General features: G+C 61.9%; 14 protein-coding genes. 13 read left to right on the plus strand and 1 reads right to left on the minus strand.

The features are described 5' to 3' along the window. Window positions 1-40 precede the first annotated feature (40 nt). From IB238_RS05850 to IB238_RS05900, 11 genes are all read left to right on the plus strand, one after another. Window positions 41-847: a ScpA family protein gene (locus IB238_RS05850; protein WP_192247401.1), complete on the plus strand. Its 807-nt coding sequence runs from the start codon at window positions 41-43 to the stop codon at window positions 845-847. Between the two features lie 22 nt (window positions 848-869). Beyond that, complete coding sequence (gene scpB, locus IB238_RS05855; RefSeq protein ID WP_348648244.1) at window positions 870-1,559, plus strand: SMC-Scp complex subunit ScpB; 690 nt, start codon at window positions 870-872, stop codon at window positions 1,557-1,559. A 141-nt stretch (window positions 1,560-1,700) separates the two neighbouring features. Beyond that, window positions 1,701-2,768: an ABC transporter ATP-binding protein gene (locus IB238_RS05860; RefSeq protein ID WP_246723486.1), complete on the plus strand. Its 1,068-nt coding sequence runs from the start codon at window positions 1,701-1,703 to the stop codon at window positions 2,766-2,768. A gap of 40 nt (window positions 2,769-2,808) precedes the next feature. Beyond that, window positions 2,809-3,000: a twin-arginine translocase TatA/TatE family subunit gene (locus tag IB238_RS05865; RefSeq protein ID WP_192244397.1), complete on the plus strand. Its 192-nt coding sequence runs from the start codon at window positions 2,809-2,811 to the stop codon at window positions 2,998-3,000. 48 nt (window positions 3,001-3,048) lie between these two features. After that, entirely contained in the window at window positions 3,049-3,786 is a 738-nt protein-coding gene (tatB, locus tag IB238_RS05870; protein WP_192244399.1) for a Sec-independent protein translocase protein TatB, read from the plus strand. After that, window positions 3,783-4,628, plus strand: coding sequence for a twin-arginine translocase subunit TatC (gene tatC / locus IB238_RS05875; protein WP_192244401.1), 846 nt, complete (start codon window positions 3,783-3,785; stop codon window positions 4,626-4,628). The genes tatB and tatC overlap by 4 nt, the downstream gene beginning before the upstream one ends. A gap of 68 nt (window positions 4,629-4,696) precedes the next feature. Next, a complete protein-coding gene (gene serS / locus IB238_RS05880; protein WP_192244403.1) occupies window positions 4,697-5,980 on the plus strand; it encodes a serine--tRNA ligase in 1,284 nt (427 codons plus the stop codon). A 16-nt stretch (window positions 5,981-5,996) separates the two neighbouring features. Next, on the plus strand, window positions 5,997-6,752 hold the full coding sequence (gene surE / locus IB238_RS05885; RefSeq protein ID WP_192244405.1) for a 5'/3'-nucleotidase SurE: 756 nt from the start codon (window positions 5,997-5,999) through the stop codon (window positions 6,750-6,752). Window positions 6,753-6,766: 14 nt separating this feature from the next. Beyond that, window positions 6,767-7,423 (plus strand): protein-L-isoaspartate(D-aspartate) O-methyltransferase, encoded by a 657-nt coding sequence (locus tag IB238_RS05890; RefSeq protein WP_210333460.1) that lies wholly within the window; start codon window positions 6,767-6,769, stop codon window positions 7,421-7,423. Window positions 7,424-7,723: 300 nt separating this feature from the next. Further along, window positions 7,724-8,350 (plus strand): biotin biosynthesis protein BioC, encoded by a 627-nt coding sequence (locus tag IB238_RS05895; protein WP_192244407.1) that lies wholly within the window; start codon window positions 7,724-7,726, stop codon window positions 8,348-8,350. Between the two features lie 162 nt (window positions 8,351-8,512). After that, window positions 8,513-9,997 carry a peptidoglycan DD-metalloendopeptidase family protein gene (locus IB238_RS05900; protein ID WP_192244409.1) on the plus strand — a complete coding sequence of 495 codons (1,485 nt, stop codon included), beginning with the start codon at window positions 8,513-8,515 and terminating at the stop codon, window positions 9,995-9,997. 46 nt (window positions 9,998-10,043) lie between these two features. Here the strand turns inward: IB238_RS05900 and IB238_RS05905 are convergent, their stop codons facing one another. Further along, window positions 10,044-10,913 (minus strand): ATP-binding protein, encoded by an 870-nt coding sequence (locus tag IB238_RS05905; RefSeq protein WP_348648202.1) that lies wholly within the window; start codon window positions 10,911-10,913, stop codon window positions 10,044-10,046. Window positions 10,914-11,110: 197 nt separating this feature from the next. On the opposite strand from IB238_RS05905, the gene yajC reads away from it, so the two are divergent. Both yajC and secD read left to right on the plus strand, forming a co-directional pair. Then, window positions 11,111-11,446 carry a preprotein translocase subunit YajC gene (gene yajC / locus IB238_RS05910; protein ID WP_192244412.1) on the plus strand — a complete coding sequence of 112 codons (336 nt, stop codon included), beginning with the start codon at window positions 11,111-11,113 and terminating at the stop codon, window positions 11,444-11,446. A 95-nt stretch (window positions 11,447-11,541) separates the two neighbouring features. Next, window positions 11,542-14,037: a protein translocase subunit SecD gene (gene secD, locus IB238_RS05915; RefSeq protein ID WP_192244413.1), complete on the plus strand. Its 2,496-nt coding sequence runs from the start codon at window positions 11,542-11,544 to the stop codon at window positions 14,035-14,037.

Raw genomic sequence — 14,037 nt, forward strand, 5'->3', positions numbered from 1 at the left:
GTTCAAGCCGCAGAAGGTTCAAGCATCGGACAGCGCGCCGATGGAAGAACTGTGGCAGGACAACGACGGCCGCGGCCTCCACGAAGAGGGGCTCGTCGTCGACATCGCCGGTTTCGAGGGACCACTCGACCTCCTGCTGCATCTCGCCCGGACCCAGAAGGTCGACCTGGCTCGAATCTCCATCCTGGCGCTGGTAGAACAGTATCTCCACTTTATCGATCGCGCCCAGCGCATCAGGATCGAGCTCGCCGCCGACTATCTGGTCATGGCGGCGTGGCTTGCCTACCTCAAGTCGCGGCTCCTCATTCCGCAAGCGCCGAAGGACGGCGGTCCGTCCGGCGAAGAGATGGCGGCGACGCTGGCCTTCCGCTTGAAGCGGCTGGAAGCGATGCGGGACGCGGCGACTCGACTGATCAATCGCAACCGGCTCGGCCGTGATTTCTTCGTCCGTGGTGCACCGGAGCACATTCCAACGCAGCGAAAGTCTGCCTTCGATGCCTCGCTCTACGACCTGCTTAGCGCCTATGCATCGATGCGCCAGCGTCATGCGATCACCCAGGTCACGATTGAAAAGCGCAACGTCTGGTCGCTTGCCGATGCGCGCGAGGTGCTGCATCGCCTGATCGGCGAAATCGAGGATTGGACCGCTCTCGACCATTTCCTTCTGCGCTATTTGGCCGCTCCCGGCGAGCGCAAGACGGCGATTGCGAGCGCCTTTGCCGCCTCGCTAGAAATGGTGCGCGAGGGACATCTGGAAATCCGCCAGGAAGGTGCTTTCCAGCCGATCTACCTGCGCCGGGGAGCGCAACCGAGAGCGCGTAGCGCCGAGGAAGACGATCGTGTCTGAGGCGAGTGACAGCGAGAGCAAGGTGGCTGTGTCCGACAGCGCGACGGTCGTTGATCCGCGCCGCCTGCATGAAGCCGCACGCATCGCGGAGGCGTTGGTCTTTGCCTCCGCCGGACCGGTGGCGGAAGGCTATATCGCTGATCGTCTTCCGGCCGGCATCGATGTTGGACATGTGATGCGCCAGTTGAAGGCGCTCTATGCGGGGCGCGGCGTCAATCTCGTGCAGGTTGGCGACCATTGGGCCTTTCGTACCGCGCCGGATCTCTCGTTCGTCGTGCGCAGCGAAGAGGGCGAGGTTCGAAAACTGTCGCGGGCAGCCCTCGAAGTGCTCTCCGTCATCGCTTACCACCAGCCGGTGACGCGCGCCGAAATCGAGGATATCCGTGGCGTTCAGACGTCCAAGGGAACGCTGGATGTGCTGCTCGAGGCCGGCTGGGTCCGCTTCCGCGGTCGCCGGCGCACGCCTGGTCGGCCGGTAACCTTCGGAACGACCAAGGACTTTCTGGATCATTTCGGGTTGGAGGAGCTACGCGATCTGCCGGGTCTTGAGGAACTGAAAGGAGCGGGTCTGTTGTCCGGCCGCATCCCGTCCAACTTCCAGATACCGTTGCCGCTCGGGGAGGATGAACTCGCCGAAGACGAGGATCCGATCACATCACTGGATCTTGAGGAGCTTGGCCTCTTGACACCGGGCGGAAAAGAAGACGAATAGCGGAAGCTTATCGTCGTCCTGAATTGCCTTCGCTTTTCGGACGGAACGGCAGGGGCGGCAGGTGCAATTCCTGGGCTCAAGCGTGAAGGCAGGGATTGGCACGGCATGGCTTCGGGTTCGGCGGATTTGAACGGGAGCGAAATGCGTACCGCATCTGCGGTTACCTTCGCAGCAAAGCTCTCCTTCGAAGATATCCATCACAGCTATCACGGCAAGGAAACGATCCGCGGCATCTCCATGTCGGCACAGCCGGGTGAGGTCCTTTGCCTGCTTGGCCCCTCCGGTTCCGGCAAGACGACGCTGTTGCGGATCGCCGCCGGCATCGAGGTGCAGCGAGCCGGGCGGGTGCTGCTGAACGACCGGGAGATTGCCGGACCAAAAGTGTTTCTGCCGCCCGAGCGCCGTGGCGTCGGCCTGATGTTCCAGGATTTTGCGCTCTTTCCGCATATGTCGGTGCTGGACAATGTCCGCTTCGGATTGACGGCACTGCCGAAGAACGAGGCCGTGGCCGAGGCGCGGCTTGCGCTCGAGCGGGTAGGGCTCGCGCATTATGCGGAAAAATTCCCGCACGCGCTTTCGGGCGGTGAGCAGCAGCGTGTCGCTCTCGCTCGCGCGCTTGCCCCGCGCCCCGCAGTGCTGCTGATGGACGAGCCGTTCTCCGGTCTCGATTCCCGGCTGAAGGATTCCATTCGCGCCGATACGCTTGCGATTTTGCGGCATTCCCGGGCCACGGCGATCGTCGTCACCCACGATGCCGAGGAGGCGATGCGCATGGCTGACCGCATCGCGCTTCTGCGTGACGGGCGCCTTGTGCAGTTGGGGACGGCCGAGGAACTCTATTTGAAGCCGGCCGACATCTTTGCTGCCGGTTTCTTTTCCGAGATCAACATTTTTCCCGGACGTGTCAGAGCGGGGAAAGTCGAAACTCCGCTTGGAAACGTAACGGCTGGCCGGCTAGCGGACGGCGCGCAGGTGCGCATTGCGGTGCGTCTCTCAGGGGTCGCAGTCTCGCAATCGGACGGAGCCATTCCGGCGCGCGTGCTATCGCGCCGTTTCCTCGGGGTCGTCGAGCTGTTGGAACTCGCTGTTCCCGGCACAGATCAGCCTGTTCGTGCCCGCATCAGGGCCGGCCAACTTCCATTTGGATTGCGCGAGGTCAAGCTTTCCGCTAACGAGCGCGATATACTGGTGTTTGAAAAGGACGGCTGAACGTCTTACATCGAACATCGAATTTAAGAGGAGTACGGGAATGGGTTCTTTCAGCATCTGGCATTGGCTGATCGTGTTGGCAGTTGTGCTGCTGTTGTTCGGCCGCGGCAAGATCCCGGAACTGATGGGCGACGTCGCCAAGGGCATCAAGAATTTCAAAAAGGGCATGTCGGACGATGAAGCCGCCGACAAGGCCAAGACTGTCGAGCACAAGGCCGACGAAACCAAGTGAACGGTCGAGGTCGTGGCGTTTGGCCGCGACCTCTGAGGACATTCTCATATGCTTGAAGTCGGCTGGACCGAAATTCTTGTCATCGCAATCGTCCTGATCATCGTGGTGGGTCCCAAGGACCTGCCACAGATGCTCAGGACTTTTGGCCGCATGGTCACGAAATTGCGCGGCATGGCCGGCGAATTTCGCCAGCAGTTCGATGAGGCCCTGCGCGAAGCGGATCTGGATGACGTCCGGAAAACCATTAGCGACGCGCAGAGTCTCAATCCTATGAACGCCATCCGCGACGCGGTTAATCCGCTTCGCCAGATGGGTGACGATATCAAGTCGGATCTGAAGAAGGCGACGAGCATCAGTCAGGTGGAGGCAACCGCTGCCTCTTCTGTATCGAGCGAGCCGTCTGCAGAAGCTTTGTCGACCAGCACCGAAGGCGTTCCATCAGCGTCCGCCGTCGGCGCCGCAGCCTCGGCTGCTGTCGCCTCGCCGGTGACGGCTGCCCCGGTTCAGCCGGTGCAGTCCGCTCCGATCGCGCAGGCGACCAACCCCGTCGAAGCAACCGCAAGAGCGATCGACCAAGCCGCAAAGGCAAAGAAACCGGCGACTACGGTCAAGGAACCTGAACCGAAACCGGTGGCGCGAAAGCCCTCGACCGCAAAGGCGAAAGCGCCCATGAAAACCGCTGGCGCCGCCAAGACGGCGGACAAGGTTGCCAAGCCGACGACCAAGGCCGCCGGCGAAGCGGCCAAGAAGACCACGACACGCAAGCCCAAGAAGGACGAGGCATGAGCGGCGACTACGAGGACAAGCCCCAGCCGCTGATCGAACACCTGATAGAGCTGCGCCGCAGGCTGATGTGGGCCGTCGGCGCGTTCTTCGTGGCGTTCCTCGTCTGCTTCTTTTTTGCCAAGGGTCTGTTCAATCTGCTCGTCCTGCCGTTCAAGTGGGCGGTCCACTGGGCGGGGCTGTCACACCGCAACGTCGAATTGATCTACACCGCGCCGCAGGAATTCTTCTTCACCCAGATCAAGGTGGCGATGTTCGGTGCTCTGGTGATCGCGTTTCCCGTGATTGCCCAGCAGATCTACAAGTTCGTCGCTCCCGGCCTCTACAAGAACGAGCGCGCGGCGTTTCTGCCGTTCCTGATCGCTTCTCCGATCCTGTTTCTGATCGGTGCGGCTCTCGTCTACTTCTTCTTCACGCCGATGGTGATGTGGTTCTTCCTGGCGATGGAGCAGGGTGGCGGCGAGGGGGAAGTTTCGATCCAGCTTCTGCCGAAGGTCTCCGAGTATCTCGGCCTGATCATGACGTTGATCTTTGCCTTCGGTCTGGTGTTTCAGCTGCCGGTGGTCTCATCGCTTCTGGTGCGCGCCGGGTTCATCACCTCGCAGTCGCTGGTGGAGAAGCGCAAGTATGCGATTGTGATTGCTTTCGTTGCGGCCGCCGTGCTCACGCCGCCAGATCCGATCTCCCAGATCGGCCTTGCGCTGCCGACCATCCTTCTCTACGAGATTGGCATCTATACGGCCCGACTCATCGAACGGCAGCGGGCGAGCGCCGCCCAGGAATCATCAGACTCCGAAGAGGAAGCGGCGGACGTGCCGACATCGCAGGAAGCCGACAAGGCTTGACACGATAGCAGGCGCAAGCGGACGCTGCCGGGCGGAGAGGGCGCAACCCTGTTACGCCTGGAGCGATAATGCTTGATATCAAATGGATCCGTGAAAACGCCGAGGCTTTCGACGCCGCGCTGGCAAAGCGCGGTGCCGAGCCTGCATCGGCGAGCCTGATTGCACTCGACGAGACCCGCCGTACCGTCATCCAGAAGGCGCAGGACATGCAGTCGCGCCGCAATGCCGCCTCCAAGGAGATCGGCGCCGCCATGGCGCAGAAGGATGCGGCCCTGGCGGAAAACCTGAAGGCCGAGGTTGCTGAGATCAAGACGATGCTTCCTGCCGCCGAGGAGGAAGAGCGCCAGATCACCGCCGAGTTGAACGACGCGTTGTCCCGCCTGCCGAACGTGCCGCTAGAAGACGTCCCTGTTGGCGCCGATGAAAAGGATAACGTCGAGAAGCTGAAGTGGGGTTCGAAGCCTGGCTGGAACCACAAGCCCCTGGAGCATTTCGAGATAGGCGAGGCGCTCGGCTGGATGGATTTCGAGGGTGCGGCGAAGATCGCCGGATCGCGCTTCACGATCCTGAAGGGGCAACTCGCCCGGCTGGAGCGCGCGCTCGGTCAGTTCATGCTCGATACGCACACACAGGAGCATGGCTATATCGAGGTGCAGCCGCCGCTTCTGGTGCGGGACGACGCCATGTATGGCACGGGGCAGTTGCCGAAATTTTCCGAGGATCTGTTCAAGACGACCGACGGTCGCTGGATGATCCCGACGGCCGAGGTGCCGCTGACGAATCTCGTAAGCGATGAGATCCTGTCGCAGGAAAAGCTGCCGTTGCGCTACACCGCGTTGACGCCGTGCTTCCGTTCCGAAGCGGGGTCGGCCGGCCGCGATACGCGCGGCATGCTGCGCCAGCACCAGTTCATGAAGTGCGAACTCGTCTCGATCACCGATGCGGAGAGCTCGGTCGACGAGCATGAGCGGATGACGGCTTGCGCTCAGGAAATTCTCAAGCGGCTCGGTCTGCACTACCGCGTCGTGACGCTCTGCACCGGCGACATGGGCTTCGGGGCCCAGAAGACCTACGACATCGAGGTCTGGCTGCCGGGGCAGGACACCTATCGCGAGATTTCCTCCTGCTCGGTCTGCGGCGATTTCCAGGCACGGCGCATGAACGCGCGTTATCGCGGCAAGGACGACAAGAACACGAAGTTCGTTCACACCCTGAACGGTTCGGGTGTCGCCGTCGGCCGGGCATTGATCGCCGTGATCGAGAACTATCTCAACGAGGACGGCTCGATTGCGATACCGGACGTGCTGCTGCCCTACATGGGCGGGTTGAAGAAGATCGAGAAGGCGAACTGAGGGGATTGGAAACCGCATGCGCATCCTGCTGACCAATGACGACGGCGTCCACGCCGAGGGCCTCGCAGTCCTGGAACGGATTGCCCGCACGCTGTCCGACGACGTCTGGATCGTCGCACCGGAAACCGACCAGAGCGGGCTTGCGCATTCGTTGACGCTGTCGGAGCCGCTGCGGCTGCGCAAGGTGGCGGACAAGCGGTTCGCTCTACGCGGTACGCCGACAGACTGTGTGATCATGGCGGTGCGCGAGGTTCTGCCCGGCAAGCCCGATCTCATTCTCTCCGGCGTCAATGCCGGTGCGAACATGGCCGATGACGTCACCTATTCCGGCACGATCGCTGGCGCGATCGAAGGCACCCTGCAGGGGATCCGCTCGATGGCGCTGAGCCAGGCTTACCGCCACGCCGATGGGCATCTGGTTCCCTGGGCCGTCGTCGAGCGCCATGCGCCGGATCTGATTCGCCGTCTGTTGGACGTCGAACTTCCCGACGGCACATTCTTCAACCTGAACTTCCCCAACTGCGCCGTCGATGACGTCGCCGGTATCGAAGTAACGTCTCAGGGAAAGCTTGATTTCGGCATTTCGATCGAGGAGCGCAAGGACGGTCGCGGCTTCCCGTATTTCTGGTTGCGGTTCGGCGACCGGCATGGCGATTTCCGCGCCGGGACCGACATCTTTGCTCTCCGCGACAACGCGATATCCGTCACGCCGCTCAAGCTGGACATGACGGACTATGCGGTTCTTGATCGCGTGCAACGCGCGCTTGGCTGAAACGGAGGTGGCGATTGAACACGGCACGGGTGGTTGAGAAGGAAGGCTTTGCGGCTCTTGCCCTGCGGCTTCGCGGCGAGGGCATCAACAACATCGATCTCCTGACCGCCGTGGAGCAGACGCCACGAACCCTGTTCGTGCCGCCGCAGTTTGCCGGTGAAGCTTATTCGAGCCGCCTCCTGCCTATTGATTGCGGCTCGTTTGTCGAGGGAATCGACCTGGCCGTCCGGCTGCTGAACCTGCTCAATCTGAAAGCCGGCCAGCGCGTTCTCGAAATCGGGACTGGCAGCGGCTTCACCGCAGCGGTGATGGGGCGTCTGACGGAACGGGTGCTGACCGTCGATCGCTACAAGACACTGGCAACCAGTGCGCAGCAAAGCATCGAAAAAGTTGGTATCCGCAACGTGATCGTCCGTCAGGCGGACGGCAGCAACGGTATGCCGGGCGAGGGGACGTTCGACCGGATTCTTGTTACCGCAGCCTTCCCGGCTATGCCGCGCCAATTCGTGGAGCAGCTCGTCTCGGGCGGCATGCTGCTCGCACCTGTCATGGTGAACGACGACGAATGCAGGATGGTGAAACTGGTCAAGACCGGAAGCCGTTTCGATCGCGAGGACCTGTTCGAGGTTCCCTATTTGCCGATCGTGCCCCATCAGGCGCAGGCGCTCTGACCACCCGTTCCTGAACGAAGTCCTACTATACGGCCCATGTGAGTAGATCCGTTGCGTACGGCGACGACGACGTCACGTGCGGTTCACAGTCCGCTCTTCGCCAGACCGCTGGCGGAGTGGGGTCGATTCGTCGGGCAGAATGCGCCCTGGTGACGTTCGATGGCACGGCGTTAATGTTTTATTAACCAGCGCAAGCTTCGCGCAAGCTTCGCGCCATAAGCCTGATAACCAGCGACGTTTCTCGCGTCGAACTGGCGGCGGCCCCCAAGTAGGTCGAGACTGCTACCGATGGAGTTGGACATGCAAATCTCGAACAGGATCGCCGGTACGGCGACGGGTGACAGTCTTGCAAATCTCGCCGCCAGAGCCGCGGGCAGGGGCGGCGAAGAGGTTGTGGACGGTGCTCGGCAGAGTGCATTCACTGCCGGTACCTATGACCCGTCGGATCAGGTTTCCCTCTCCGTCGAAGCATTGTTCGTGCTCAGCGCGTCGCGCGGCAATCAAGCGCTCCCGGCGTTAACCGAAGACGAGCGCAACAACGTGGTTTCGGCAGCGCTGGAAGAGCGCGAGTACTCGGCGTTCCGCCGCTTCCGCGACGATGGCGACATGAAGAGCTACTACCGGGCCTACATCGAGTATTTCGATAGTCTCCAGCCGCAGGACCAGTCCAGCCCGCGCTATGTCGGCAGTCGCCAGGTTGCCGTTTCGGCGCTACGCTCACTTGCCTATACGGAAAAGGCGATGGACGACGAGGTCGGAGCCGAGGCTCCGGCAGTGCTGGATACGATTCTTGCAAGCGGAACCACGATTCGTCGCGATGTCCCGCAAATGGCGTCGGCGAATGCTGCATTCCATGGAGTGGACAGCATGGCCCGCCAAGGCCTGGGTGTTTCGCGCGCGACGTCGATGTACCTCGGCAGCTTCTGACATTGCCGCCATTCCAGTCGGTCCGGCCTGCCAGCCAGGCCGGATCATGGTTATCAACTCCTCAAGAATTTGAAGTGGGTAGCCCGCCCTTAACCGGGCAGTAACTCTAACGCGCTTTAATCATTACACGGCAGTTGTTGTGTTTCGATTGGGTAGTCAGACATGCGTAAGAGTGTATCACCGAGTTTTGGTAAGATCGCGCCACGGATTCTCGTGGCGGTATTGCTGGCCGGTGCGGCCACTGGCTGCAGTTCCGATGCCACCCGCTTCGGCGGATTGTTTTCCTCCACTGACGACATTACGACCAACTCGACTCCCCGCCGCACGATATTCGGTGGCAATGCCGTTCCTCGCGGTGATGTGAATAGCGGCGGCCAGAGCGTTGCGATGGGTCAGCCCTATCCGGGTCAGGATGCCGGAGCCATGAGTGCATCGGCCGACGGCGGCTCCAGTGCCCGGATGGCGACGACACCAATGAGCGTTCAGCGTACGGCGCTTGCCGACCCCGCTGCGAATTCCAGGTCGAGGGAAGTCGCGATGGCGCAGCCGATGCCGACTGCTCCCAAGGCCACGGCGAGTACAGAGCCGGCAGCAAAGGGTGCTACAGGCAAGAGCGGCAATGGCTGGTCAACGGCGAATGCTCCGGTCGTGATGATGCGGCCCGGCGAAAGCGTGAAGACGCTTTCGACGCGCTATGGCGTGCCGGAGAAAGAGATTCTCAAGGCCAACGGAATGCGGAGTGCGTCGGACGCCGAGCCGGGTCAGAAGATCACGATCCCGGTGTTCGGCAGTGCCGCCAAGGCTTCCATCGACACCGCGCTCAACACCAACAATAGGCAGCCGGTACCTGAGAAGAACTCGAATGAGGAGGTGGCAATCCTCCCGAATTCGGCAAAGAGCCGCGACAAGGCATCTGGTGACGCAGACAAATCCAAGCTTGCGGCGGGCGAAGGCAAGGCTACGGGCGGCTACGAGGTGCAGCCAGGCGATTCTCTTGCCAGGATCGCGGCCAGGAACGGTGTTTCGGTCGATGCGCTGAAGAAAGCGAACGGACTGACTGCTGCCTCGATCCGGGTTGGCCAGAAACTGACGATACCTGCCGCCTCCGCGCCGGCGACCGACAAGACCATGACTGCCTCGGTGCCCGATGCAAAGAAGGCAATCGAGCCGGTGGAGAAAAAGGCCGAGGCCTATGCGCCGGTGAAGACACAGACGGTCGCCGAGGTCGAGACGAAAGCCGACATGACTGATGACGCGCCGGAATCGACCGGTATCGGCAAGTATCGCTGGCCAGTCCGCGGGGCGGTCATCGCTGGCTACGGCGCGAACGTCGAGGGTAGCCGCAATGAAGGTATCGATATCTCCGTTCCGGAAGGAACGCCGGTCAAGGCCGCCGAAAACGGCGTTGTCATCTACTCGGGCAGCAGCCTGAAGGAACTCGGCAACGCGGTTCTCGTTCGCCATGACGACGGCACCGTAACCGTCTACGGCCACGCATCGAGCCTGAACGTCCAGCGCGGTCAGAAGGTCCAGCGCGGACAGACGCTGGCAGCCTCCGGCATGAGCGGCAACGCGGCGCGTCCGAAGCTGCACTTCGAAGTCCGCAAGAATGCGTCGCCGGTCAATCCGATGACATTCCTCGAATAGCGCGGCAATCGAAATCAAAAAAAGCCCGGGAGACCGGGCTTCTTTGTTATTTGGCCAGCGGCTTACCGAGGCGTCCGGCCAGATCCTGGATGAATTGCCAGGCGACGCGACCCGAACGCGAACCGCGTGTCGTGGCCCACTCGAGCGCTTCGGCGTGGATCTGCGCCCGGTCTCCCTCAAGATCGAAGTAGTCGGCGTAGCTGTCGATCATTCCCAGGTAATCGTTCTGGCTGCACTTGTAGAACCCAAGCCACAGGCCGAACCTGTCCGACAGCGACACCTTCTCTTCGACCGCCTCGGACGGGTTGATCGCAGTCGACTGCTCATTCTCCATCATGTCGCGGGGGAGGAGATGTCGCCGGTTCGAGGTCGCGTAAAGGATCACATTGTCGGGACGCCCCTCGACGCCGCCGTCGAGCGCCGCCTTCAGCGACTTGTAGGAGGTGTCGTCGTGGTCGAAAGAGAGGTCGTCGCAAAAAACGATCACCGGCATCGGAGCCGCCTTGAGGATCTCCATCAGCGCGGGCAGGGTTGCGATATCCTCGCGGTGCACCTCGACCAGCTTCAGCGGAGCTCCTGTTTCCTGCGCCGTCGAAGCATGGACGGCCTTTACCAGCGACGACTTGCCCATGCCCCGCGCGCCCCAGAGCAGCACGTTGTTGGCCGGCAGCCCCTTTGCAAAGCGCAGCGTATTATCGGCAAGAATGTCCCGGACATGGTCCACGCCGCGGATAAGACCCAAGTCTACACGATTCGGGCGGGGCACCGGTTGCAGGTACTGCCGTGACGGCACCCATACGAAGCACCCGGCAGCATCCCAATCGTTGATCGCCGGCGGCGGGCCGGCAAGTCGCTCCAGTGCCGCCCGCAGGCCTGCGATTTCTTTCAAGATCGCTTGCGTCTGTTCGTCCTGCACGTTTTGCACTCCCTGCCTTGCCGCAACATTTCCTTTGGGCGCGGTAGCATGCCGAAGGCGGGGCGAAAAGAGAGAAATCCCTGAATTTCCGGCAGGATTGGGCCTGTCGTGTTGCATTCAGGCCGGTCTTGCCTATATTCGCGCCGACCGCTCCAGGTGGATTTTCGCCCGGCGCTACCAGTTTCGAGGAGTTTTGAATGTTTATTACCGAGGCTTTCGCCCAGACGGCGCCGGCTGCCGCACCGGGAAGTACGGATCTTCTGATGTCCGTCCTGCCGTTCCTTCTGATTTTCGTCGTGATGTACTTTCTCATCATTCGTCCGCAGCGTGCTGCCGCAAAGCGCCGGGATGAGCTTTTGAAGAACATCCGCCGCGGCGATCAGGTCGTGACCGGTGGCGGTATTGTCGGCAAGGTGACGAAGGTCATTGACGACAAGGAGCTCGAAGTCGAGATTGCCGAAGGCATCAAGATCCGCGTCGTTCGCGGCGGCATTTCCGAAGTTCGCGTCAAGGGCGAGCCGGTAAAGGAATAAGTTGATCCTTGCCGCCGGACGGGGCGCACTGCTCCCGTCCGGACGTCATTGTCGGGTTTCCTGCCGGCACGATTTGCCGGGCATTTGAGAGTGTGATGCTGCAACCTGCCCGCTGGAAAACCACCATCGCCTGGCTCGCCGTCGCGGCGAGCCTTGTCGTATTCACGTCCAACCTCCTGAACGACGACCAGCGGAAGACGCTTCCCGATTGGGCCTCGATCGGCCGGCTGACGCCAGGTCTCGACTTGAGCGGTGGGGCTGGGCTGGTGCTCCAGCTTGAGCGGACGGGTATCGAGACCGATCGACTGGTGGCTGTCGTAGATGCTGCCGGGAAGGCGCTGCGGAACGCGAAAATACCGTATGCCGGCCTTTCCGGATCCGGTCACAGCGTGTCGGTGCGCATAGCCGATGCTGCTCGGACGGAGGAAGCGCGGACAACACTCTCCGCCATCTCCGGAACGACTGCAGTTGCTGAAGCCGATGGGCTGATCCGGCTCGTCCTGACGCGCGATTCCATTGACAGCGCGCTGAATGAAGCGGCGGCCGCAAGCGTGGACGTGATCCAGAAACGGGTCAGCGAGATCGGCGGTGCCGGCGCGAACATTCGCCGGGAAGGCACCGACCGCGTTGCCTTGCAGGTCCCAGGCTTTTCCGACCCGCAACGGCTCAAGGACGTCCTGGCCGAGCGCGGAGAGTTCTCGGCGCGTCTTGTCGATACCAGCGCTTCGCTCCAGCAGGCGCTTGAAAACGGCCCGCCGGCCGGGGCGGAAATCGTCTACACGATGGGTGAGCCGCCGGTCGGCTATGTCGTGAAAAGGGCCAGGATTTTCACCTCACGCGATCTTGCCGACGCCGAGGTCGTTTCAGGTGGAGAGGGGGCTGCCGCCTCGATCGCCTACCAGCTTGGTCCGGAGGGAACCAGGCGGCTGGCGGAAGCGACGCGCGACAACGCCGGGCGCACAATGGCGCTTTTGCTCGACGATCAGGTATTGACCGCCTTCAACATCGATGGCCCCATCACTGATGGGCGCGGTGAGATATCCGGCGAATTCGACGAGCAGGGGGCGGCGAACCTTGCGGCCGTGCTTCGCAGCGGCGCTTTGCCGGCAGCCGTGACCGTGGTGGAGGAACGCTCGATCGATACAGCACTCGGATCGGCATCGAAGCGTTCGGCGCTTCTCGCTGTCGCGGTCGCCGGTGTTGCGGTGATCATGTTCATGGTTGGCTGGTACGGCGCATTCGGCGCAATTGCCGCGATTGCGCTGATTTTCAATCTTCTCCTCATCCTGGCAATTGTTGCCGTCACCGGCACCGTCATGACGCTACCGGGCATTGCCGGCATGGTGCTGACGATCGGCATGGCGGTCGACACCAACGTGCTGATCTACGAGCGGATGCGCGAGGAGGCTGCCAATGGGCGCCCCTTGCCGGAAGCGCTTGCTTCCGGCTTCTCGCGTGCCTTTTCGACGGTGGCGGATGCTGGCGTGACGACCATGATCGCGGTCCTCGCCCTTTTCTATCTCGGGTCAGGTCCGATGCGCGGCTTCGCCGTCATCGTCGGTATCGGCATCGTGACCACGATTTTCATCACTTTCACGCTGACGCACTGGCTTGCATGGCGCTGGGTGGCGACGCGGCGAATCGCGCACCTGCCGAAGAGCGTCCGCACAGGAATATTCAGCGGGTTGCATTTGCGCTTCATGGCGATCCGCAACTACGTCTTCTCGGCGGCCGCATTGGTGTCCGTCGCAGTCGCGGTCCTCGTTTCAATGAGCGGACTGAATCTCGGTATCGATTTTACCGGTGGCTCGCTCCTGCAGGTCAAGGCGCGGCAGGGAGACGCGGATGCGGCGCAGATCGCCGCGTGGCTGGAAGAGGCCAACCTGGGCGACGTGGCGGTGCGTGTCGGGTTGGACCCGGCAATGGCAACGGTTCGCATATCGCCACAGGGCGGCGGTGAGAACGCCGAACAAACCTCAGCACTTGTGGCGCGCGGCGAACTGGAGGCCGACTACGACGTTCGACGGGTGGAAGTCGTCGGCCCGTCCGTGTCCGGCGATCTGATCGCGGCTGCGACGATTGGCATGTCGATCGCGCTCCTGGCCCTCATCGGATACATTTGGGCCCGGTTCGGCTGGCAGTTCGCCATCGGCGCCGTCGTTGCCACCGCACATGACCTGCTGCTGACGACCGGGCTCTTCGCCCTGACCGGCATGGAATTCAATATCGGCAGCGTGGCGGCACTTCTGACAATTGTCGGCTACTCGCTGAACGATACGATTGTCGTCTATGACCGCATCCGCGAGAATCTTCGCCAGTTCCGGCATATGCCGCTTCCGCTGTTGATCGATGCGGCGATCAGCCAGACGCTGTCGCGAACGGTCCTGACGGCAGCGACAACGCTGATTGCGCTTGCGGCACTTGCGATTTTCGGTGGCGAAATCCTCCGCGCATTTGCGGTAGCGATGTTCTTCGGCATTGCAGTCGGCACCTTCTCGTCTATCTATATTGCCGGCCCCGTACTGATCCTGTTCGGATTGCGCCCCGACCGCTATCGGCTCGGCGCCGGAAGCCCGGCAGAAAAGGCATGA

The sequence above is a fragment of the Rhizobium sp. ARZ01 genome (genome assembly GCF_014851675.1).
GTDB lineage: Bacteria > Pseudomonadota > Alphaproteobacteria > Rhizobiales > Rhizobiaceae > Mycoplana.

Excerpts from the sequence above, each read along its gene's own strand:
- IB238_RS05850 (WP_192247401.1), top strand. The coding sequence starts at position 41 with ATGGAAGAACTGTGGCAGGACAACGACGGCCGCGGCCTCCACGAAGAG.
- IB238_RS05860 (WP_246723486.1), top strand. The coding sequence starts at position 1,701 with ATGCGTACCGCATCTGCGGTTACCTTCGCAGCAAAGCTCTCCTTCGAA.
- IB238_RS05865 (WP_192244397.1), top strand. The coding sequence starts at position 2,809 with ATGGGTTCTTTCAGCATCTGGCATTGGCTGATCGTGTTGGCAGTTGTG.
- tatB (WP_192244399.1), top strand. The coding sequence starts at position 3,049 with ATGCTTGAAGTCGGCTGGACCGAAATTCTTGTCATCGCAATCGTCCTG.
- tatC (WP_192244401.1), top strand. The coding sequence starts at position 3,783 with ATGAGCGGCGACTACGAGGACAAGCCCCAGCCGCTGATCGAACACCTG.
- serS (WP_192244403.1), top strand. The coding sequence starts at position 4,697 with ATGCTTGATATCAAATGGATCCGTGAAAACGCCGAGGCTTTCGACGCC.
- surE (WP_192244405.1), top strand. The coding sequence starts at position 5,997 with ATGCGCATCCTGCTGACCAATGACGACGGCGTCCACGCCGAGGGCCTC.
- IB238_RS05895 (WP_192244407.1), top strand. The coding sequence starts at position 7,724 with ATGCAAATCTCGAACAGGATCGCCGGTACGGCGACGGGTGACAGTCTT.
- IB238_RS05900 (WP_192244409.1), top strand. The coding sequence starts at position 8,513 with ATGCGTAAGAGTGTATCACCGAGTTTTGGTAAGATCGCGCCACGGATT.
- yajC (WP_192244412.1), top strand. The coding sequence starts at position 11,111 with ATGTTTATTACCGAGGCTTTCGCCCAGACGGCGCCGGCTGCCGCACCG.
- secD (WP_192244413.1), top strand. The coding sequence starts at position 11,542 with ATGCTGCAACCTGCCCGCTGGAAAACCACCATCGCCTGGCTCGCCGTC.